The 20,625-nt window shown below is 33.5% G+C and carries 20 protein-coding genes; 16 read left to right on the top strand and 4 right to left on the bottom strand.

Annotated elements, in window-relative coordinates; all coding sequences use genetic code 11:
* The first annotated feature begins 32 nt into the window (after window positions 1-32).
* The 3 genes from spxA to FC45_RS03105 all read left to right on the top strand — a co-directional run bounded on the left by spxA (window position 33) and on the right by FC45_RS03105 (window position 2,114).
* The gene (spxA, locus tag FC45_RS03115) at window positions 33-431 is read left to right on the top strand and encodes a transcriptional regulator SpxA (protein ID WP_006585018.1); all 399 of its coding nucleotides are present in this window, start codon (window positions 33-35) and stop codon (window positions 429-431) included.
* A gap of 80 nt (window positions 432-511) precedes the next feature.
* Window positions 512-1,192 carry an adaptor protein MecA gene (locus tag FC45_RS03110; protein ID WP_006585017.1) on the top strand — a complete coding sequence of 227 codons (681 nt, stop codon included), beginning with the start codon at window positions 512-514 and terminating at the stop codon, window positions 1,190-1,192.
* A gap of 58 nt (window positions 1,193-1,250) precedes the next feature.
* Entirely contained in the window at window positions 1,251-2,114 is an 864-nt protein-coding gene (locus FC45_RS03105) for a competence protein CoiA (protein ID WP_006587961.1), read from the top strand.
* A gap of 10 nt (window positions 2,115-2,124) precedes the next feature.
* Here the strand turns inward: FC45_RS03105 and FC45_RS03100 are convergent, their stop codons facing one another.
* Window positions 2,125-2,757 carry a DsbA family protein gene (locus FC45_RS03100; protein ID WP_006585016.1) on the bottom strand — a complete coding sequence of 211 codons (633 nt, stop codon included), beginning with the start codon at window positions 2,755-2,757 and terminating at the stop codon, window positions 2,125-2,127.
* 73 nt (window positions 2,758-2,830) lie between these two features.
* The gene (locus FC45_RS03095) at window positions 2,831-3,451 is read right to left on the bottom strand and encodes a CYTH domain-containing protein (RefSeq protein ID WP_006587960.1); all 621 of its coding nucleotides are present in this window, start codon (window positions 3,449-3,451) and stop codon (window positions 2,831-2,833) included.
* A gap of 111 nt (window positions 3,452-3,562) precedes the next feature.
* On the opposite strand from FC45_RS03095, the gene yjbM reads away from it, so the two are divergent.
* The 4 genes from yjbM to FC45_RS03075 all read left to right on the top strand — a co-directional run bounded on the left by yjbM (window position 3,563) and on the right by FC45_RS03075 (window position 6,396).
* Window positions 3,563-4,189, top strand: coding sequence for a GTP diphosphokinase (gene yjbM, locus FC45_RS03090; RefSeq protein WP_006585014.1), 627 nt, complete (start codon window positions 3,563-3,565; stop codon window positions 4,187-4,189).
* On the top strand, window positions 4,189-4,977 hold the full coding sequence (locus FC45_RS03085; RefSeq protein ID WP_006588473.1) for an NAD kinase: 789 nt from the start codon (window positions 4,189-4,191) through the stop codon (window positions 4,975-4,977). Before yjbM ends, FC45_RS03085 begins: the two co-directional genes overlap by 1 nt.
* Window positions 4,978-5,871: an RluA family pseudouridine synthase gene (locus FC45_RS03080; protein WP_006585012.1), complete on the top strand. Its 894-nt coding sequence runs from the start codon at window positions 4,978-4,980 to the stop codon at window positions 5,869-5,871.
* A 102-nt stretch (window positions 5,872-5,973) separates the two neighbouring features.
* The gene (locus FC45_RS03075; protein WP_006587958.1) at window positions 5,974-6,396 is read left to right on the top strand and encodes an LPXTG cell wall anchor domain-containing protein; all 423 of its coding nucleotides are present in this window, start codon (window positions 5,974-5,976) and stop codon (window positions 6,394-6,396) included.
* A gap of 581 nt (window positions 6,397-6,977) precedes the next feature.
* Here FC45_RS03075 and FC45_RS03065 read toward each other — a convergent pair.
* Both FC45_RS03065 and FC45_RS03060 read right to left on the bottom strand, forming a co-directional pair.
* Window positions 6,978-7,808 (bottom strand): undecaprenyl-diphosphate phosphatase, encoded by an 831-nt coding sequence (locus tag FC45_RS03065; protein WP_006585009.1) that lies wholly within the window; start codon window positions 7,806-7,808, stop codon window positions 6,978-6,980.
* A 10-nt stretch (window positions 7,809-7,818) separates the two neighbouring features.
* On the bottom strand, window positions 7,819-8,841 hold the full coding sequence (locus tag FC45_RS03060; RefSeq protein ID WP_006587957.1) for a lactonase family protein: 1,023 nt from the start codon (window positions 8,839-8,841) through the stop codon (window positions 7,819-7,821).
* A gap of 105 nt (window positions 8,842-8,946) precedes the next feature.
* Here FC45_RS03060 and FC45_RS03055 point away from each other — a divergent pair, with 105 nt between their 5' ends.
* From FC45_RS03055 to FC45_RS03015, 9 genes are all read left to right on the top strand, one after another.
* Window positions 8,947-11,691: a cation-translocating P-type ATPase gene (locus FC45_RS03055; protein ID WP_006587956.1), complete on the top strand. Its 2,745-nt coding sequence runs from the start codon at window positions 8,947-8,949 to the stop codon at window positions 11,689-11,691.
* Between the two features lie 79 nt (window positions 11,692-11,770).
* Window positions 11,771-12,976 carry an AI-2E family transporter gene (locus FC45_RS03050; RefSeq protein ID WP_006587955.1) on the top strand — a complete coding sequence of 402 codons (1,206 nt, stop codon included), beginning with the start codon at window positions 11,771-11,773 and terminating at the stop codon, window positions 12,974-12,976.
* The gene (locus tag FC45_RS03045; RefSeq protein WP_006585008.1) at window positions 12,969-13,526 is read left to right on the top strand and encodes a tRNA (cytidine(34)-2'-O)-methyltransferase; all 558 of its coding nucleotides are present in this window, start codon (window positions 12,969-12,971) and stop codon (window positions 13,524-13,526) included. The genes FC45_RS03050 and FC45_RS03045 overlap by 8 nt, the downstream gene beginning before the upstream one ends.
* Window positions 13,519-13,923 carry a DUF1149 family protein gene (locus FC45_RS03040; RefSeq protein ID WP_006585007.1) on the top strand — a complete coding sequence of 135 codons (405 nt, stop codon included), beginning with the start codon at window positions 13,519-13,521 and terminating at the stop codon, window positions 13,921-13,923. Before FC45_RS03045 ends, FC45_RS03040 begins: the two co-directional genes overlap by 8 nt.
* Before the next feature lie 19 nt (window positions 13,924-13,942).
* Window positions 13,943-16,327: a DNA translocase FtsK gene (locus tag FC45_RS03035; RefSeq protein ID WP_006585006.1), complete on the top strand. Its 2,385-nt coding sequence runs from the start codon at window positions 13,943-13,945 to the stop codon at window positions 16,325-16,327.
* Window positions 16,317-17,528 (top strand): M16 family metallopeptidase, encoded by a 1,212-nt coding sequence (locus tag FC45_RS03030; RefSeq protein WP_006587953.1) that lies wholly within the window; start codon window positions 16,317-16,319, stop codon window positions 17,526-17,528. The genes FC45_RS03035 and FC45_RS03030 overlap by 11 nt, the downstream gene beginning before the upstream one ends.
* Window positions 17,525-18,760, top strand: coding sequence for a M16 family metallopeptidase (locus tag FC45_RS03025; protein ID WP_006587952.1), 1,236 nt, complete (start codon window positions 17,525-17,527; stop codon window positions 18,758-18,760). Before FC45_RS03030 ends, FC45_RS03025 begins: the two co-directional genes overlap by 4 nt.
* Window positions 18,761-18,770: 10 nt before the next feature.
* Window positions 18,771-19,499: an elongation factor P 5-aminopentanone reductase gene (ymfI, locus tag FC45_RS03020; RefSeq protein ID WP_006585004.1), complete on the top strand. Its 729-nt coding sequence runs from the start codon at window positions 18,771-18,773 to the stop codon at window positions 19,497-19,499.
* A 52-nt stretch (window positions 19,500-19,551) separates the two neighbouring features.
* Window positions 19,552-20,619 carry a helix-turn-helix domain-containing protein gene (locus tag FC45_RS03015; RefSeq protein ID WP_006587951.1) on the top strand — a complete coding sequence of 356 codons (1,068 nt, stop codon included), beginning with the start codon at window positions 19,552-19,554 and terminating at the stop codon, window positions 20,617-20,619.
* The last annotated feature ends 6 nt before the right edge of the window (window positions 20,620-20,625 follow it).

Here is a 20,625-nt window from a genome sequence, read left to right as displayed (position 1 = left end):
TGATGTTATATTATTTAAGGAGCGTGACGTAAATGATTAATTTATATGTTTCATCTAGTTGTACTTCGTGTCGTAAGGCAAGAGCATGGCTTAAAAAACACGATATTCCTTTCAAAGAAAGAAACATCTTTTCAGAACCATTGACTAAAGAAGATATTGTTAATATTCTTCGTTTAACTGAAAATGGAACTGAAGAAATTATTTCAACACGCTCTAAAGCTTTCCAAGAATTACATGTGAATTTGGATGATCTTTCAATTGATCAGCTTTTAGATCTTGTTGAAAAGAATCCAAGCTTGTTACGACGTCCAATTATTATGGATGATCGTCGACTTCAAGTAGGTTATAATGATGATGAAATTAGACGTTTCTTACCAAGAAAGGTACGTCGCTTAGAGTTAGCTAAGGCCCAAAAGTTAGCTGACCTTTAAAAATTACGTTAGCTTCGGCTAACGTTTTTATTTTATTGGCAATTTAGGTTACAATATTCTAGTACAAAGGAGGGATTATAGTGCAAGTAGAGAAAATAAATGAAAATACTATTCGAGTGCACATGGACTCAGAAGAATTAAAAAGTCGTGGCATTAGGATGCTAGATTTACTTGGAAATAAAAGTGAAATCCAAGACTTTTTCTATTCCATCTTGCGCGAGGTAGATACGGATCACTCTTTTGCCGGAGATAATCAACCAGTTACTTTCCAAGTTATGCCTAATGAAGGTGGCCTAGATTTATTAATAACAAAATATAATAAAGCTGATGCTGATAATATTCAAAAACAACTTGGTAATCTATTAGGAATGGGAAACAATAGTCGAGAAAGTAATTCTGACCCAATTGAAAGACTTAATAAGGGGTTGGGCATTTCTGAAAATTATGATAAAGATAGTGTAACCAAGGAAGTAAGTAATCAAGCTAATTTCTTATTTTCCGATATTGATCAAGTAGTCCAGTTGGCGGATAGTTTACCGACAGATAAAGTAGCGGCGAGTCTTTATACTTTTAAAGATCACTATTTATTACAAATGAATAACTTAGGTAGTGATGAAGATATTGATTCAGGTAGTGTCTGGTCAGTATGCCTTGAGTTTGGTACTGTAGCAGATAACAAGACGCTTAATTTATTTAAAAATAATGGGAAATGCTTGATTAAACAAGATGCATTAGCTGATTTATTATCTTATTTTAAATAATTAAAAGAGGCCGAAAATTTGGCCTCTTTTTTGTGTACATAAAATCAGGAGGATTATTATGTATGCAGCACTTTTAAATAATAAATTAGTTTTAGCCAGAGCTGAGGAAGCGAGGGTTCAGAATAAAATCACTTCCTTAAACCAAGAAAAATATTTTTGCCCGCGATGTAGGAAAAAAGTTATTTTAGTCTTATCAGAAAAAAGACTACCATTTTTTAAACATCAGGTTGGTCAAGTGGGGCAACAAGGGGAAAAAGAAGAGCATTATCGTGGAAAAATTAACTTAAAGACAGCCTTAGTTGCTGCCGGTTTTCCAGCTAAAGAAGAGGTTCCATTGGCCAAGGGTGAACTGCGAGCGGATATTCTTGTAAATTCACAGTTAGCATTTGAAATTCAATGTGCACCACTTTCTGAAATGGAATTCGCCCATCGTCATGGTTTATACAAGAAAGAAGGGATAATTGATATTTGGATTGTAGGCCGATGCCATTATTTATCGAACTATTTAAATCAACGACAAACGATTTTTTTGAGATTTAACCAAAAGTGGGGCTTTTATTACTTAGAAATTGATAGTGAACGGGAACTTCTAACCTTAAAATATCAAATTTTGCAAGAACCTTTAACAAGGAAGATTAGGTATCAAGTTAAACGTTTTAGAATTGACGAAGTCGGAATAAGTAAATTATGGCAATATAAGCCACAATTTATCCAGTATCAATTAAATAAAAATAATCAAAAAAGTTATTTATTAAAGCAAGTTCAGATGCAAACAAAATTGGGTACGAGAATTGCTGAACAGTTATATTTACGCAGAATTTCCCTTAATGATTTACCCGATTACTTATTTAATAGCTGGCGTAGTCCAGGGATGAGAACTAGTGTAGAAGAATATATAACAAAAACAGCAACCTGCATTTAGGTTGCTGTTTTTATAATAAACGTAAATTAGTTGAATGAAGTTTAATGAGTGATGCTGAAAGTTCATTAAAATCAGGACTTTCATTACCATTAATAATTTGTAAAAGCTCATCGTGAAGTAAATGACCTTCAACAATTAAGCCACTATTTTCATCTTCATCATTAAAGATGACAGTTGTTGGTGTATCGGTTATGTGCCATTTTTGTGCTAAGCGTTCATCAGCAGCAATGGATTCACTTAAATATGCTGACATCTGGGCACTTTTGATTTTTGAAAGAGAAAGGCCGAATTCTTCTACCAAGTCTTGAAACAAATTAGTATCATATTCTTTATTAAGATCATTAATATTGTGTTGTACTGCTAGGCAGTATTTTCTAGCTAATTTGTTACCGTAAGCCATTTTAATAGCATGGTAGTCCTTTAAAGCGGTAAACGTTTCTTCACTTGCATGATTATATGTCTCTAAGTTAGTAGGACACTTATGCTTTCTAATTAAGTCACTCTGAATTGTTTTCATATTTGCTAAAGGAATCAGATGGTAGCGAGTGATAGCATCTGCCTCTTTCATGGTTTTCATAATTGTTTGTTCTGTTTGATAGCAACATGTGCCAATTGGATTAACAAACATAAAAACTTCAAACATGGTTTCCAAGCCTCCAACAAATTTTATTCATCTATATTTTAGCGAATGTATGGGCATTATGCTATTTTTTTGCCTATTTTTTATGTAGGCTAGCCCTGGCGATTTTACTTTGATTAGTATTTTTTTGATTGAGATGAAAGTTAAATTGCCGAAGTAAGGTATTTAAAGTTTGCTTGATTAATTCAGGATTATCATTTTCTATTTCTAGTTCAAAATCTCGATAGCCATCAGGGTATGAAGTTTCATCAAGTGTTAGTTCACAGTTATTAGGACCTGTTAATAGATGGCGAGTAGTCTTAGAATAAGAAAATATCGTTAAATCTTGGCAAATATCTGGAAAGTTGTTAGAAAGGTAAGTACCACAATTGTGTCCAAATATTGTTACCCCACCATTTAAACTATTTTCGACGATTTCCTGTGCGACTTTAAGAGAAAGATTATCATTAATTTCAATAACTTCATGGTAGTTTTCCTGACGAAGTTTTTTAGCAGGTACTTTCATAGTTTGTTCAGCTTTATCAGGATATAGTCGAATTCGCAGACTGATTTTATTATTTTTTAAAGTTTTTTGGTCATTATCAAAATAATAATTTGTTTGAGTAAAGCTTGTTTTGCTAGGAAAGGACCTTAAAATAGCAGAAAAAACAGCTTTTTCTAATAATGTTTTCGATTCAATTTCTCGATTTTTACTCATGATGTCACTCCTTTGTTTTTATTATACAGCTATCTAGTTTTATATTGTGAGAAAGCTGCTGGGGTATGTTAGAATAATTGTGTTTGAGAAAATATGAGGAGGGCAATGAGCATGACTGATTGGGAGACCTTTTTATGGCCATATAACGAGGCCGTACAAGAATTAAAGGTCAAGTTTAGAAGCCTTAGGCAAGGCTTTTTGACTCGTGGTGAACATTCACCAATTGAATTTGTAGTTGGCCGTGTGAAAACTGTCGACTCCATTAAAGAAAAGATGCAACGACGAATAATTAGTCCAGAAGTTATTGAAACAGATATGCAAGATATTGCTGGCATCCGAATCATGTGTCAATTCGTGGATGATATTTATAAGGTTGTTGACTTAATTCATGAACGTAGTGATATGGAAGTGGTCGAAGAGCGTGATTATATTCATGCTGCTAAGCCATCCGGCTATCGGTCATATCATATGGTCATTAAATACACTGTTTTTTTACCAGAAGGAGAAAAAACTTTAATTGCTGAAATTCAAATCAGAACTTTAGCGATGAATTTCTGGGCAACTGTTGAACATACTTTAAGTTATAAATACCAAGGAAAATATCCTGAAGATGTTTCTAAAAGACTTAAATCAACAGCAGAAGCCGCATATAAACTTGATGAAGAAATGAGTGTTATTCGTAAAGAAGTGCAAGATGCCCAAAAGGTATTTAATCAAAGCAAGGGCAAGGAACAATAATGAAAGTAGCAATTGTCAATAATAGCCATAAAAAGACTATTGAAGTAGTTGAACACTTAAAAAAATTATTAGCTGAAAAGAAGATAAGTTTAGATGAAGAACATCCAGATGTTGTTATCTCAGTTGGTGGAGATGGTACATTATTATCAGCTTTTCATAAATATGAAAAACTGATTGATTCAGTTCGCTTTATTGGTGTTCACACAGGTCATTTAGGGTTTTATACAGATTGGCGAAATTATGATATTGATCAAATGGTTGATGCTTTATGTACTACAGCACCATCTACTTCAAGTTATCCCCTGTTAGAATTAACTTTGGTAATGGATGATGGTAGACAAGAGCGATTTTTAGCCTTAAATGAAGCAAGTATAAAACGAATTTCAAAAACTTTAGTTGCTAATATTTATATTAAGGGCGAATTGTTTGAAAACTTTAGAGGAGATGGGATTTGCGTTTCGACTCCAACTGGTTCAACAGCTTATAGTAAGGCTTTGGGTGGTGCGGTAATTCATCCCCGTTTAAAGGCCTTGCAAATGACAGAGATAGCTTCAATTAATAATCGCGTTTTTAGAACTATCGGATCACCAATCGTTATTGCACCAGATGAATGGATTACAATTTTGCCTAATGATGGCCATAATTTAATTATGATAATTGATGGCCATCGAATTCCGGTTGATCATGTTAATCGCGTTATTTATCGCATTTCTAAAAAAAGGATTCACTTTGATAAGTTTGGTCATCACCATTTTTGGTCAAGAGTAGGAGATGCATTTATCGGCTAAATGAAGATTTTTAAGTATATAGTGACTGAAAAAGATCCCAAACGATTGGGACTTTTTTTGAGTAAAAAGAAGTTATCGAAGCAGGTTATTGTTAATGCCAAGCATAATGGAGGGATGCTTTTAGTTAATCACCGCCGCAGATTTACTAACTTTATGTTAAAAAATGGTGATGAAGTTTTATTTGTAATGGGAAAAGAAAAAGTCAATGAATTCTTGAAACCATCAAATAAACCAATCGAAATTGTCTTGGAAACAGATAATTATTTAGTAATAAACAAGCCTGCTAATGTTTTATCGATTCCTTCAAGGTATGAAGATGGGGATGCGGTTGTTAATCGGGTTATGGGTTATTTTTCAAAGAAAAAAAGCTCAGAACAAGCTTTTTTAAAGCCCCATATTGTTACGCGTTTAGATCGTGATACTAGCGGTTTAGTTTTGGTTGGAAAAAATGCAGTTGCCCATAGCAAGTTTAGTGAATTAAAGAAAGATGTTTTTGTAAAAGAATATCATGCAATAGTTCATAGTAATTTTAATCCTGAAGAGCAAGCAGGTTTGATTGATGCTCCAATTGGAAAGATTGATGATAGTGTTAAGCGTTATGTAATACCTAATGGGCAAAAATCTTTAACCCAGTATGAAGTTTTGGCTCAAAAAGAAGGAGCAAGTTTAGTTAAATTAAGACTTTTTACGGGAAGAACGCACCAGATTCGGGTTCATATGGCTCATATTGGCCATCCTTTATTTGGAGATAAACTATATGGAATAGATGACAATTTCGCAAGACAAGCCTTAAATTGCTCCCATTTGAGCTTTCCAGACCCATTCACTAATGAAGAGAAAATAGTTGAAGTTAGTGATCCTCAAGATATGACAGATTTGTGGCGGAATTTATAGCACGTAAGTGCTATAAATTCCGCTATTTTTTCGTGCTTTCTTCACACTTTTTTCAAAAAAGCAGATTAAGCTAAAAATAACAAAATTAAAGGAGGAAGAAAAATGGTAAGAAAACTTTTAAATAGGTTTACCATAATAGTTTTTTCTTTAATTTTGTTTGCGGGTATGAGTTATCTAACTAGCCAAAATGTTAGTGCAACGACTAGTTCAAATTCCATAATGAAAAAGGTAGTGAATAGTAATAAGAATCTAGAAAATAGAAATAGAGATGATAATGCAGCCGCAAGAGATAATTTAAATTTTAACTATAATTCGACACTCCCAACTTCGAATATTACTCAATCAAATATTAAAAAAATACTTTTCAAAACAATAACATTTCCTCAAACTTTTATAAAATTTGCAACTAAACTCCCCCAAACTGGTTTGCAAAAAAGTGAAGTTTCCCTTTTAGGAATTATAGTTTTAATTTTTACTTCGATTGTTGGCTATCATGGATTTTTTAAGAAAAATGACAAGGAATAAGTTGTTATTTTTAAGAGTTGAATAATTATGAGAGTGATAAAAATTGGTAGATTAAATTATAGTAATCCAACCAAAATAGCTCCTTTATTGATATTATGCAACTAAGGATTGATTCTGATACCGTATCAGAATCAATCCTTTTAATTATCTTCTTTACAGTAAATCGTTCCTCTTTTAAGTATGCAAAGAACTATCATTGAATAGAAAAGTTTTTTCTTGTCATGCTGTGTTTAATAGCTTGCATAGCTAATTCATGTTGATATTGCTAACCTCAATCTGTATCAAAGATTAATTCATTCTTTATAAATAATTTCTACATAAAAACCTCCGAAATTCGAATACGAATTTCGGGGGCATTGCAAATTACAACTTTTTATTATAAAAAGTCTTTGCTTAATGTTGTTATTCCTAATCCAATTATAAAAATAATCAGAATTGGGAGAAGTATAAAGGATGCTATATAAAAGATTACAATGATTCCTAATAGGAAAGTAAGAATCTTAAATAAACCAATCCCTAACTTAAATAATAGCCAAATGATCAATAATACTAATAAAAGATTGAACATTTAGGTCACCTCACTATTTTACAAAAACTCCAATTAAGATGACTATAATACCTAAAGCTATTCTATACCAACCAAAGGACTTAAAGTCGTGAGTTTGAATAAATTTAAGTAAGAATTTAACAGCAAGGTACGCAACAACAAAAGAAACTATCATACCAACTAAAAGAACTGCTAATTGATCTCCTACAAAAGTATGTCCAGCGTGTACATATTTGACAATCTTTAATAAGGAAGCGCCAAACATAGTAGGAATTGCTAGGAAAAATGAAAATTCAGCTGAAACATAACGGCTAGCACCCAAAAGCATAGCTCCTAAGATAGTAGCACCAGAACGTGATGTCCCTGGAATTAATGAAAGGACTTGGAAGCACCCAATTAGAAATGCCATTTGGAAGCTGATTTTATTCAAATCAGTTAACTTAGAATCACGGTTTCTGTAGTAATTTTCAAGTAAGATGAATAATACCCCATAGATAATCAAGGTAGCACTGATTACTTGCCAATTGGTCATATGTTCATCAAGCCAATCGTTTAATGGTAAACCAATGATTACTGAAGGTAATACAGCAACGACAACTTTTATCCAAAGTTTCCAAGTGTTTTCTCGTTGTAATTTGGTTTTTGATAATGAAAATGGATTAAGCTTATTAAAGTAAATGACAATAATGCTTAAGATTGCTCCAAGTTGGATAACCACCATAAACATATCGATGAATGATTGATTTTCTTGTAGCTTAACAACATAATTTGCTAAGTATAAGTGTCCTGTAGAAGATATTGGAAGAAATTCGGTAATTCCTTCAATAATCCCTAAAATAATTGCCTTGATAATGTTAATTAACATTGATTATAAACTACTCCTTACTAAATACTACGCAAGTTCCTTCTGGAACTGCGACATCTTTTTGAACTACGGCTAATGTTCCCATCTCGCTATTTCTTTCGTATAAGGTGGCATTGTCTGTATTTTGGTTGGTAGCGATAACCCATTTTTCACTACTATCCCAGTTGAAATCACGTGGAAATTCACCAAATGTTGAAATTCGTTGCACTAGTTCTAAAGTATGATCTGCTTTTATTTTAAATACAGTAATTGAATTGTGGCCACGATTAGAAAGATATAAGAACTTCCCATCGTTTGACATTCTAATAGCTGCAACACCGTTATGATCAGTATAGTCATCAGGAATAGTTCTATAAGTAGCTATATTTTCAAATTCCCAAGTTTTTTCGTTATATTTAACGACATTTATTTTGCTTGATAATTCACCAGCAACATAAAAGTAATTATTTTCTTTATTAAATACAATGTGACGACTACCAAATCCTGCTTCGTTTAAATAACGTGCTAGATGAACTAAATGACCATCTTTTAAGTCATAGAAGTCGACACTGTCATTACCTAAATCACAGGAAACTAACTTGCCTGAAGGTGTTTCATCAAAAAAGTGTGGATGAGCGCCATCTTTTTGTTCTGGGCGAGGGCCCAAATTAAAACTGTCATGCTTAACCTGATCAACTAAACTAACGCCGTCATTATCGTAATGATATACAGATAAATAAGCTGTATGATAATTTGCTGTATAAACTAAATGCTTATCTTCGTTGATTCCTAAATAAGCAGGTGAAGCACCAGGTTGAAAAACTGAGTTTATTAATTTAACTGGATTTAGTTGAAAGAAGCTAATCCCACCTTCATCTTTATTTTTGGCAATTGAGAACAAATAATTACCACATTTTTTGAAATATGTAGGTCCATTTAATTCAACACAATTAGTAAAGTTCCCTAAACTTGCTTGACCATCTTTAATGGTTAAATCAGCTTGATAAATACCTTTTGAAGTCTTTTTTGTATAGCCTCCAATGAAAACTTTCATATATAATCCCTCCATTCACATCATGAACTTTTATTAGTATATCATTGCTAGTTAATTTTTTTGAGTTAAAATGGTTAAGTAACATTTAAGAAAGAGGAGAATGAAGTGGACGAAAAGAAAATTCGCGAGCTTTATGCTCAAAGTGAAATTGATAGCGTTTATCAGACACTTAATTCATCTAGTAAGGGTCTTTCTTCAGAAGAAGCAGAAAAAAGACTTGAAAAATATGGTCTAAATGAAATAAAGCGGCCTCCTAAGCAAAGTCAATGGCAAACATTTATTAAAAACTTCACAACTTTAATGGCAATCTTACTTTGGATTTCTGGTTTTATTGCGATTGTTTCAGGAACAATGGAATTAGGGATTGCTATTTGGTTAGTGAATATTATTAATGGGACATTTAGTTTTTGGCAAGAACGACAAGCACAAAAGGCAACAGACGCTTTAAATAAAATGCTTGAAAGTTATGTGCAAGTGTACCGCGATGGTAAGAAAAAACAAGTTGAAGCTAAGCATATAGTTCCAGGGGATGTTTTTGCACTTCAAGCAGGGAGCAAGGTTCCAGCTGATGCTAGAATTATTAGTGCAACTAGTTTGCAAGTGGACCAATCTGCCTTAAATGGTGAATCAGTTCCTGAAAGTAAAAGGACTAGTTTTGATCCTGGTGAAGGAAAATATGCTGAAAGTAATATGGTTTATTCAGGTACAACAGCTGTATCTGGTACTGCAACAGCTATTTGTTTTAGTACGGGGATGGATACTGAGCTTGGACAAATTGCCCACTTGACTCAAGAACAGGAAAAAGTAGATTCACCTTTAACTCGTGAATTAAATCGATTGACTAAGCAAATTTCAATCATTGCCTTTACGATTGGACTATTTTTCTTTATTGCATCAATTTTCTTTGTAAAGCAACCTTTTGGAGCAGCTTTTATTTTTAGTTTAGGAATGATTGTTGCATTTATTCCAGAAGGATTGTTACCAACAGTTACTTTATCTTTAGCTCAAGGTGTTAAGAGAATGGCTAAAAAGCATGCCTTGGTTAAAGAATTAAATTCAGTAGAAACGTTGGGTGAAACAACAGTTATCTGTTCTGATAAGACTGGTACATTAACTCAAAATCAAATGACAATCCACTATATTAGAACTTTAAATGATGAATTTGAAGTTACTGGTGATGGATATGTTAACAATGGACAAGTTGAATTAAATGGTAAACAACTTTGGTATGATGAACACCCAGATTTAAAAGTTATTACTGAGATAGCTTCTTTGGATAATGATACTTCAATCGAAAATAAAGATGGCCAAAATAAGATTTTAGGAACGCCAACTGAAGCATCTTTAGTAATTATGGCTCAAAAGGCAGGCTATGATATTCATAAACAAATGGTTAAGAAGCCACGTCTTAGAGAATTTCCATTTGATTCAGAACGTAAAAAAATGTCTACTGTTAACCAAATTAGCGATAGTGAAGCAGCTGTTTTGGTTAAAGGCTCTTACAGTGACTTAATTAAGGATTGTAACTTTGTTCAAGTTAATGGTGAAGTCAAACCATTAACAGCTGAAGATAAGCAAAAGTTAGATCGACTAAATGCAGATTATGCGCGTCAAGGTTTGCGTAGCATGGGTTTAGCATATAAGAAGATTAAAAATGATGATGCAATTTCTAATCTGACAATTGAAACTGCAGAGAGTCAGTTGGTATTCGCCGGATTGGTAACAATGAGTGATCCTCCAAGACCAGAAATTTATGATGCAATTAAGCATTGTCATGATGCCAAGATTCGTGTTGTTATGGTTACGGGTGACTCTAAATTGACTGCTAAAACAGTTGCAGTTAAGATTGGGATAACTTCTGAAAAAGCACGCGTAATTGATGGACGTGAACTCGATGAAATGTCTGATAGCGAATTACGTGAAGCTTTAAAAGACGAAGTTATCTTTGCTAGAGTAGCGCCTGAACAGAAATACAAGATTGTAAAGACTTTCCAAGAGAATGGTGAAGTTGTTGCAGCAACTGGTGATGGAGTAAATGATGCTCCTGCGCTTAAGAGAGCTGATATTGGGATTGCAATGGGACTTAGTGGTACAGATGTTGCCAAAGATGCTGCTAATATGATTTTGACAGATGATAATTTTGCTTCAATTGTTGCTGCGATTGAAGAAGGAAGAACTGTATATAGCAATATTCGTAAATTCTTGACATATATTCTTTCTTCAAATGTTCCGGAAGCAATTCCTTCAGTGCTATATCTTTTATCAGGTGGATTGATACCTCTACCACTAACAGTTATGCAAATTTTGACAATTGATTTAGGAACAGATATGCTTCCTGCTTTAGCCTTGGGGGCTGAGCCTAGTGATCCAGACGTTATGAAGCGCGCACCAATTAGTCGAGATGAGCATCTTTTGAATAAAAGAGTTCTAGTTAAAGCATTCTTGTGGTATGGATTGCTTGAAGCTTTAGTTTCAATTGCAGCTTACTTCTTTGTAAATAAACAAGCTGGCTTAGTCTTCGGACATTTAGCAGCTAGTGGTGATATTTATATTAAAGCTACAACTATGACCTTAGGGGCAATTGTCTTTAGTCAAATTGCAAATGTTATTAATTGTCGAACTGAAAAGGTATCAGTATTTAAAAAAGGTCTATTTATTAATCCTCACATCTGGACTGGAATTCTATTTGAAATAATTTTGTTTATTATTTTAACGGTTACTCCAGGAGTTCAGGGTATCTTCAATACTGGTGTTTTAGGTATCAGTGATTGGATAATGCTTTGTCTCATTCCAATACCATTAATTTTGATTGAAGAAGCTAGAAAAAAGCTTTTTAGAATCAATAAATAGCTAAAAAACTCGCTTATTTTAAGATAGGCGAGTTTTATTTATGCTAAAATTTAGATTAGACATAAAAAGGGGTTAATTTATGGATAATAAGACTAATTTGAAGCGGCCTACTTTATTTAAAGATTGGTTTTTGAATAATCGTTTTACAATTTTTTTACTTAATATATTACTGTTCTTTCTGATAATTTTTTTATTTGAACAGATTTCATTTATTTTAAATCCAGCTTGGATGTTCTTTTGTGCGATTTTACCACCATTGCTTTTAGCCTTGGTACAATATTACATGATGAATCCAATTGTGGATTTTTTTGAGCAAAAGCTAAAAGTCCCAAGAACAGTAACAATTTTAGTATTATTTTTACTAGTACTTGGTGCTTTGATTTGGATTATTAACTCACTATTACCAATTATTCAAAATCAAGTTGATGCCTTAATTAAAAATTGGCCTAATATTTGGGATACAAGTGTAAAAACAATTCAGAATTTGCTACACGATCCACATCTAAAAGGTGTTAAGTCTAATATTAATAGTGTAATTGATAGTATTGAAAAGACTCTTTTTAAGTCTTGGCAAGATACTGGAACTGCTGCGTTAACAAATATTTCATCTGCTGTTAGCGTAATTACTATGATTTTTATGACCTTGTTGACAGCACCATTTGTCTTATTTTATATGCTTAAAGATGGCCATCAATTAAATGGTTATCTTACTAAGTTTGCTCCTCGTAGATGGCAGGATAGTTTTTCTAGATTACTTCATGATATTAATGAAGCAATCAGTGCCTATATTCGAGGCCAAATTACTGTAGCAGTTTGGGTCGGTATTATTTATGCTATTGGCTATAATATAATTGGTTTACCATATGGGAGTGCTTTGGCTGTTTTGGCTGCTTTTATGCTATTAATCCCTTATTTTGGTACATTTATTGCCTTGATTCCTGTTTTGATAATTGCTTCGATTACTTCTTGGGGGATGCTAATTAATGTATTGATTGTTTTTGCAATTGAACAAACAATTGAAACACGATTTATTTCTCCAATTATTGTTGGAAACAAGATGAAAATGCATCCAATAACAACAATTCTCCTTTTAATTGGAGCCAGTGCTGTTTGGGGGCTTTGGGGTGTGATTTTTGGCATTCCAATCTATGCAGTTGTTAAAATTGTTGTATCACGAAGTTTTAACTATTTTAAATCTGTGTCACGCTTTTATAATGACGAAGATTTGTTTGAAATTGGTAAAGAGAATCAAACTAAGTTAGATTTAGGAGATAAAAATGACTAATCATATTGTATTATTTGAACCACTTATGCCAGCTAATACTGGTAATATCGCTAGAACCTGTGCAGGAACAGAAACTGTTTTAGACTTAATTGAACCACTTGGATTTCAACTTGATAATAAAAAAATGAAGCGTGCAGGACTGGATTACTGGGATAAAGTCGAAATTCATAAGCATGATGATTTGAAGGCCTTTTTGGAAACTTTAGGACCTAATGATGAAATGTATTTAATTTCAAAGTTTTCATCTAAGTCATACACAGATGTTGATTATACAGATGAAAATAAGAATTATTATTTTGTCTTCGGTAAAGAAACTACTGGTTTGCCAGAAACTTTTATGAGAGAGTATTATGACCGCAATTTGCGAATTCCAATGTCCAACCACATTCGTGCTTACAACTTATCAAATTCAGCTGCCATGGTGATTATGGAAGCTTTACGTCAACAAGGTTTCCCTCATCTTGAAAAGAGTCATCATTATGAAAATGATAAGTTAAAAGATGATTACAACAGACATGAACGATATGAAAGAAATCTAGGAGATGAATAAAATGGTTGAATTTACAAAAGAAACTCCCGTATTAGTAAGAAATTTTCATTATGATTTGAATGAAGAAAATCATGTTAAAAGTGAAGTTAATATTGCGTTGAGAAAAGCAGCCCAAAAAGATGATGAAGGTAACTTGCTTGAAGCTGAAGGTGGAAGCTATTTTGAAATTGCAGTTCCATTTGAAGTAAGTCCTAATCCAGGTGAATTTACAGTTTCTGGACTAATTACACAGGTTGTTTTCTTAAAAGATTATTATGGGGATGGCCAAGATCTTGAAAAGAGTGATTATAAGCTCTTAAGCAGACCACTAGTTGAATATATTGAAACTTTAACTTATCAGTTAACTTCGGTAGCTTTAGATGAACCAGTTAACTTGAATTTTACACCAAACTTTTAATTAATAAGGGGGAGAAGAAATGCCAAGAAAAAAGAAAAAGACAGCTAAGTCCAAGACTGTTGCTCAAAAAGAATTACGTTGGGCAATCTTTGGCATTTTTTTGGTGATTTATGCCTTACTTACTTTTGCAAAATTAGGATTAATCGGTAAAGAATTTGCAAATGTTCTCCGCTTTTTTATTGGTGATAGTTACCCTATCCTTGCATTTTTATTTTTAATGTTTGGATCAGTAATGTTAATTTATTCAAAGCCACCATTAATTGGATTTAAGAGAAGTAGTGGCCTGTTTTTGGCTTACAGCGGGTTAGTTTTAGAATTGGCTGCTAATTTCTTTAATCGTCTCGATGTCTTTAATGGATTTATTAATGTTTTTACCAAAACTATCTTAGCTGAATTTAGTCGCGGTAATTTAACTGAGAGTGTCGGTGGCGGATTAATTGGTAGCTTTTATTACAATATTTTTTATCCCTTATTAGGAAATTTAGGCGCAGTCATTCTGGGCCTTATTTTGCTTATTAGTGGATTATTAATGTTTTTTGATGTTAAATTCGTGCAAATATTACATTTGTTCCAGTCTTCCAGTCAAAAATTTATTGAGACGAATAAAGATGCAGGTATCAAACTTAAGGACAAATATGTTGAAGCTCGTGATAATTACTTACAAAATCGTGATAATCGCAAGAATTTGCAAGATCCTTTGGCAAATAATGATGATATATTTCCTGATACAGGTGATATGCAAGTCCAGAGTCAAAATGATTTAGATGTTATTCCAGACTTATCAAAAAAAACCACTAATGAACAACCAGTCCAGTCTGAACCAGAAATTGAGATACCAACTAATCCTGAAGAGCATGATTTGCCTAAAAGTCATGCTTTTGCTGAAGAAGACCAAAAGATGAAAATGGAATTAGGCAATGTTGATCATGGAGAGATTAAGCCTACACATGTAAATTCCAATTATCAAAAGCCACCACTTGATTTACTAGCCCCAATAAAAAAAGTAGATCAATCTAGTGATAAAAACTTAATTCGCCATAATACTCAAGTTTTAGAGTCAACTTTTAAATCATTTGGTGTAGAAGTAAACGTAAAAAAGGCAATTTTAGGGCCAACTGTTACCCGGTATGAAATTCAACCTGCAGTTGGTGTTAAGGTAAGTAAAATTGTCAATCTTGCAGATGATTTGGCATTAGCGCTAGCTGCTAAAGACATTAGAATCGAGGCCCCTATTCCAGGAAAGCCTTTAGTAGGAATTGAGGTTCCTAATAAAACCACTAGTGCGGTTTCTTTTAAAGATGTCATGCTCAATCAAGATAATAAATCAAAAGCTAATCCACTTGATGTACCATTGGGAAAAGATGTTACTGGAACAACAATTTCTGCGAACTTGACTAAAATGCCACATATGTTAATAGCAGGTTCAACTGGTTCAGGTAAGTCAGTTGCAATTAATACTATGCTTACCAGTATTTTGATGAAGGCTAACCCTGATGATGTTAAGTTAGTACTGATTGATCCTAAGATGGTTGAACTATCTGTTTATAGTGGAGTACCACATTTATTAATTCCAGTGGTTACTGATGCAAAGTTAGCAGCAAATGCTCTTCACAAAACTGTTAAAGAAATGGAAAGGCGCTATAAACTATTTGCTGCTGGTGGCGTTCGAAACATTGGTGAATACAATCAAAAGGTTATTGAAAACAACCAAGACAAAGAAAAGCCAGTTATGAAGAAGTTGCCATTTATCCTGGTAGTAGTTGACGAATTAAGCGATTTAATGATGGTTGGGGGCCATGATGTTGAAGATGCTATTGTTCGCTTAGGTCAAATGGCAAGAGCAGCTGGTATTCACATGATATTAGCTACTCAAAGACCTAGTGTTGACGTTATTACTGGGTTAATTAAGGCTAATGTGCCTTCTAGAATCTCTTTTGCTGTATCTAGTGGGGTTGACTCACGGACAATTTTGGACCAAGTAGGGGCTGAAAAGCTGCTTGGACGTGGAGATATGCTATATTTACCAATTGGAGCGGCTAAACCAGAGAGAGTTCAAGGGGCCTATATTTCTGTTGAAGAAGTTGAAAAAGTAGTAGATTGGGTAAAGAGTCAACAAGAAGCTGATTATAACGAAGCAATGATGCCGCAAAAAGGTGAAGAATCTTCAAATAATGACAATAATGATGAGCCAGAAGATGAATTTTATAATGAAGCAGTTAAACTAGTAACTAAACAGCAATCAGCTAGTGTTTCAATGCTGCAACGGCGCTTTAGAATAGGTTATAATCGAGCTGCAAGGATTATTGATGAAATGGAAGCTAAGGGCATAGTCGGACCTTCAGAAGGGTCTAAGCCACGACAAGTGTTAGTTCAGCCTAAGATGGAGAATGATAATGGACAATAACTTTTTTATTACAGAAAATGAAAATTTAACCAAGGCTAATATTGGCTTCTTTTTGAAAATGCCGTTAACTGGACACAATTTAGCAATGGCTAGTTTATTGGCTAAAATGCAAATAAATAGTAGCCAGTATTTTAATACTATTAATAAACAAGCGCGGGCATTGACCGATTTATATAATATGACTTTTGATGTTGCACCACAGTTATATGGTCGCGAACTTATTTTAATGTATCGATTAAGCTATGTTGAGCCACTTGAAGTAATGGATCCAGAGTATAGCTATGAAAAAATAATTGAGACTTTTAGTCGAATTGTCCGCTACCCTAACTTAAATTCTAAGGTAATTAAGTTGGTTCAAAATCAACTTTTTAATGAATATCAAGAATTAATGGCAAGTCCTACTAGTTATGCTTGGGAACATTTCTTCAAAAAATGGTATCATGACCAACCTGATTTTGCGCATGGAATTATGGGCCCAATCAATGAAATTTTGGAAGCTGATAAGGAGGGGCTTGATGCATATACCGAGGCTTTGACTACCTGTCCAGCTGCGATGATTGGTTATGCTAAGAATTCAAAGTATGTGGTTAAGATATTAAAAGAAGCTTTTAGCGATTATGATTTTAATGCTAAGTTTGCCAGTTCTAACTTAGTTATAGAAGCTTTACCTGATCCATTTACTGATGAAGAAAAAAGAGGTTTCGCTCAGGCACAAATGTTGCTGGGATTTGGATATAATGGTCAGCTGAACAAAAAAGAGCGTCTAGCTGGAAAGTTTTTAGCTCGTTATTTAGCTGGGGACGATAGTTCTGTTTTGTTTAGAAAAATTCGAGAACAATTAGGAGCTGCTTATGCTGTTGATGCAGATAATTATGTTAATAACTCTTTACTACTAGTTTCTGCGGGGGTAAATCATGATAAGCTAGACCAGGCTAGTCAAATTGCTCAAGAAGAAATAGAAAAAGTTAAAGCAGGAGATATTGATGAGGCAATTTTTAAGAAGGTAAAAAAGGCTATTTATAACGAGCATCAATATGGCTTAGATCGAGCTGGCTATCGAATTATGTTGCAATTACGAGCTTTACTAATACCTGAATATTCTTTCTTAGATTTAGGAAAGAGTATTCGAAAAATACAAGTAACAGATTTGATAAAATTGGCTAATAAGCTTACTTTAAATGAAAGTTTTTATATCAAATGAAAAAATTAGATATTGAAAAAAAGACTTTTTCTTCAGGACTTACGGCACAAGTGGTTTTGAGAAAAGGTTTTAAGCAAAAATTTTTTGGAATTATTGTAGACTTTGGGAGTAGTGATAAGCAAATCCCAGGAGCCGCTCACTATTTAGAGCATTTACTTTTTAGTAAAAAGAGCGGAGATATTACCGAACGATTTGACGAAATTGGCGCAAGCACCAATGCTTTTACTAGTTATAATGCGACGATGTTTTATGCTAATAGTATCGATAATATAAGCAAAATTGTTGATCTGTTATTTGAACTTGTTGGGGATCCCAATTTTAGTAAAAAGAGTATTGATAAAGAACGCCCAATTATTGATCAAGAATTAGCAATGTATCGCGATGAACCGACCTGGCCAATTAGCGATAGCATAATGAAGCAGCTCTTTGGAGACAGTAATCTTGGCCTTGATATTGGTGGTACAAGTCAGACGATTAAGAAAATAAATAGTCGCAACTTGGCCAAAATTTATCAGGAAAATTATACAGCCAATAATATGCATTTTATTGCAGTTGGTGATTTTGCACCTTCAGCAGTTACTCGGTTATTTGGTCAAATTAAGAAATTAGATAAGCAATACTTACAAAGTGGTCAAAAGAGAGAGCATACTTTTAAACCAGAAATGGGTAATTTAGGCCTTAAGGAGTTTAAAAATAAGACAGAAGTACCTTACTTTTGTTTAGGAGTTAAATTGCCAGACTTTAAGAAAGTATTAGTAAATAACGATTTAGGCCAAATTCTAGTAGAAATAATGTTAGAATCATTGCTAGGCGAAAATAGTTCCTGGTACCAAGATAAAATGGTACATGGTGAATTAACCAGCCCTTTACAATTTGGTGTTAATTACACTAGACAAGGTAACTTTGCCACTATTTTAGGTATTAATAATGGTAATAGCTTATTGAATAACGTGAAAGAAACTTTATTTTCTTCAGAAAAAACTGCTGAGCAAATGGATGAATTAAAAGACCTTTTTGAAATGCAAAAGAAAGTCTCAATGGCTACTTTATTGTCTGCTTTTAATAATTTATCTGAGTTAGGTTTTGAGTTAGCTGAAGAAGCAATTAATGGTGAAAATATTTTTGACACGATTAAGTTATTGCAACAAATGAATTTTGAAAAATATTGGCAAATTTGTCAGGATTTATTGGCTGAAAGTGAAACTTGCTCAGTCTTTTCCACTGTAGAATAGGGATGATTATTTGAAAAGAGCGATTATCTTTGGGGCAACTGGCGGAATTGGTCAAGCAATAGCAACTGAGTTAGCTGCTGATGGTTGGTCATTGTATTTACATTATAGTAATCAAGAGCAAGTGGCTAGTGAGTTAGCAGATAAGTTAATGAGTCAATTTCCTGAGCAAGATTTTATTGCAATCAAATTAGACTTTTTAGCAAGTAATATGGAATTACAGCAATTTTGCCAAGGGTTGTTACCAGTTAATGTTGCAATATTTGCCCAGGGAATAACACACTATGGCTTTTTTGGGGAACAAGACTTAGACAATCTAGAACAAGAAATGAAAATTAACTTACTTACTCCCCTCAAGTTAACAAGGCTATTAGAGTCTAATTTGCTTAAGTATAAACATAGCCGGATTATTTATTTGGGATCTGTTTATGGTGGCCAAGCAAGTGCGTTAGAATCAGCGTATAGCGCTTCTAAAGCTGCTTTGACAAGATTTAGTCAAGCGTATGCAAGAGAAGTGGCAGCTAGTGGTCTAACTGTTAATGTTTTAGCCCCTGGAGCAGTTGATACACCTATGAATGCTATCTTTTCAGAGGATGTTTTAGATGAAGTGAAAAGTGAAATTCCGGCTGGAAGATTAGCTTTAGGAAAAGATATAAGTTTTTGGGTAAAAAATATTCTAAAACCTGAAAGTGATTATTTAACAGGACAAACAATATATATTACAGGTGGATGGCTAATTTAGTGTCATTTTGTGGTATACTCAATTTGTTAATTTTTTAGAACAAGAGGTTATTATGGCTAATATCGGAGAAAAACTACGCAGTGCTAGAGAAGCAATGGGCTTGTCTATTGCCGATGTTGAAAAAACAACCAAAATTCAAAGTAGATATTTGACTGCTATTGAAAATAGCGACTTTGACAAGCTTCCTGGTGATTTTTATGTCCGTGCATTTATTAGACAATATGCACAAGTTGTTGGTTTAGATGGTAAAGAACTTTTGGCTGAATACCATCAAGATGTACCAGAAACTAATAGTGATGAATATGTTGAAAATTCAATCGATAATAAGACTGAAGAAGTAAAAAAGACCACTAATAGTAAAAAAGGTATGCTTAAAAATCAAATGCCACGTATTATTTTAGGGGCAGGAGTTGTAATAGTAATTGTAATAATTTATGTACTAATTACATCTCTATTTAGAGGCTCTTCACAACAAGCATCTGATGCAGGTGATTCAGTAACAGTTTCATCACAATCTGATAGTTCATCTTCTTCAGAAAAGTCATCATCAACTGAAAAGAGTCATGTAAAAATAAAGCGTTTAGGATATGGCTCATATCAAGTTACTGGTCTTAAAAACAACCGTAATTTAGTAATTCACGCAGGTACCAATGATCTTTCTGCTTCAGTTACAATTGATGGCGAAACAAAGTGGAAAGGTACTATCTCATCTGATAGTAAGCATACTGTGAAACTTCCAGAATCTGCTAAATCTGTGACAATTTACTTATCTAATGATACAGATACTAAAGTTACTGTTGGTGGCAAGAAAGTTCCTTATACAGCATCTGGTTCAAGTTTGAACTTGCGCTTAACTATTGGAAAGGTTTCTTCATCATCAAGTTCTGCAGCAACTCAATCTGCAACCACTAATACTTCTTCACAAAGTAGTAGTGTTGCAACTAGTTCTTCAAACACTTATAGACAATCAAGTCAGGTAAGTTCTAGTCGTACAACAACTAATCAAACTACTACCAATCAAACCAGTCAAAATACAACTACACAAAGTACTGGTAATACAGGATCAACAAGTAATACCGGTAATGGTAATGATGCAGGGCAAGATAACGGGGGACAATAATTAAAG

Source organism: Lactobacillus jensenii DSM 20557, assembly GCF_001436455.1.
GTDB classification, from domain to species: Bacteria; Bacillota; Bacilli; order Lactobacillales; family Lactobacillaceae; genus Lactobacillus; species Lactobacillus jensenii.
This window is presented reverse-complemented; position numbering and strand designations above follow the sequence as displayed.

What these genes read in the sequence shown, in the direction of transcription:
- FC45_RS03080 (WP_006585012.1), top strand. Translation starts at nt 4,978, where the DNA reads ATGAAGATTTTTAAGTATATAGTGACTGAAAAAGATCCCAAACGATTG.
- FC45_RS03065 (WP_006585009.1), bottom strand. Translation starts at nt 7,808, where the DNA reads ATGTTAATTAACATTATCAAGGCAATTATTTTAGGGATTATTGAAGGA.
- spxA (WP_006585018.1), top strand. Translation starts at nt 33, where the DNA reads ATGATTAATTTATATGTTTCATCTAGTTGTACTTCGTGTCGTAAGGCA.
- FC45_RS03085 (WP_006588473.1), top strand. Translation starts at nt 4,189, where the DNA reads ATGAAAGTAGCAATTGTCAATAATAGCCATAAAAAGACTATTGAAGTA.
- FC45_RS03105 (WP_006587961.1), top strand. Translation starts at nt 1,251, where the DNA reads ATGTATGCAGCACTTTTAAATAATAAATTAGTTTTAGCCAGAGCTGAG.
- FC45_RS03095 (WP_006587960.1), bottom strand. Translation starts at nt 3,451, where the DNA reads ATGAGTAAAAATCGAGAAATTGAATCGAAAACATTATTAGAAAAAGCT.
- FC45_RS03050 (WP_006587955.1), top strand. Translation starts at nt 11,771, where the DNA reads ATGGATAATAAGACTAATTTGAAGCGGCCTACTTTATTTAAAGATTGG.
- FC45_RS03045 (WP_006585008.1), top strand. Translation starts at nt 12,969, where the DNA reads ATGACTAATCATATTGTATTATTTGAACCACTTATGCCAGCTAATACT.
- FC45_RS03035 (WP_006585006.1), top strand. Translation starts at nt 13,943, where the DNA reads ATGCCAAGAAAAAAGAAAAAGACAGCTAAGTCCAAGACTGTTGCTCAA.
- FC45_RS03025 (WP_006587952.1), top strand. Translation starts at nt 17,525, where the DNA reads ATGAAAAAATTAGATATTGAAAAAAAGACTTTTTCTTCAGGACTTACG.
- FC45_RS03040 (WP_006585007.1), top strand. Translation starts at nt 13,519, where the DNA reads ATGAATAAAATGGTTGAATTTACAAAAGAAACTCCCGTATTAGTAAGA.
- FC45_RS03030 (WP_006587953.1), top strand. Translation starts at nt 16,317, where the DNA reads ATGGACAATAACTTTTTTATTACAGAAAATGAAAATTTAACCAAGGCT.
- FC45_RS03100 (WP_006585016.1), bottom strand. Translation starts at nt 2,757, where the DNA reads ATGTTTGAAGTTTTTATGTTTGTTAATCCAATTGGCACATGTTGCTAT.
- FC45_RS03015 (WP_006587951.1), top strand. Translation starts at nt 19,552, where the DNA reads ATGGCTAATATCGGAGAAAAACTACGCAGTGCTAGAGAAGCAATGGGC.
- FC45_RS03075 (WP_006587958.1), top strand. Translation starts at nt 5,974, where the DNA reads ATGGTAAGAAAACTTTTAAATAGGTTTACCATAATAGTTTTTTCTTTA.
- FC45_RS03060 (WP_006587957.1), bottom strand. Translation starts at nt 8,841, where the DNA reads ATGAAAGTTTTCATTGGAGGCTATACAAAAAAGACTTCAAAAGGTATT.
- yjbM (WP_006585014.1), top strand. Translation starts at nt 3,563, where the DNA reads ATGACTGATTGGGAGACCTTTTTATGGCCATATAACGAGGCCGTACAA.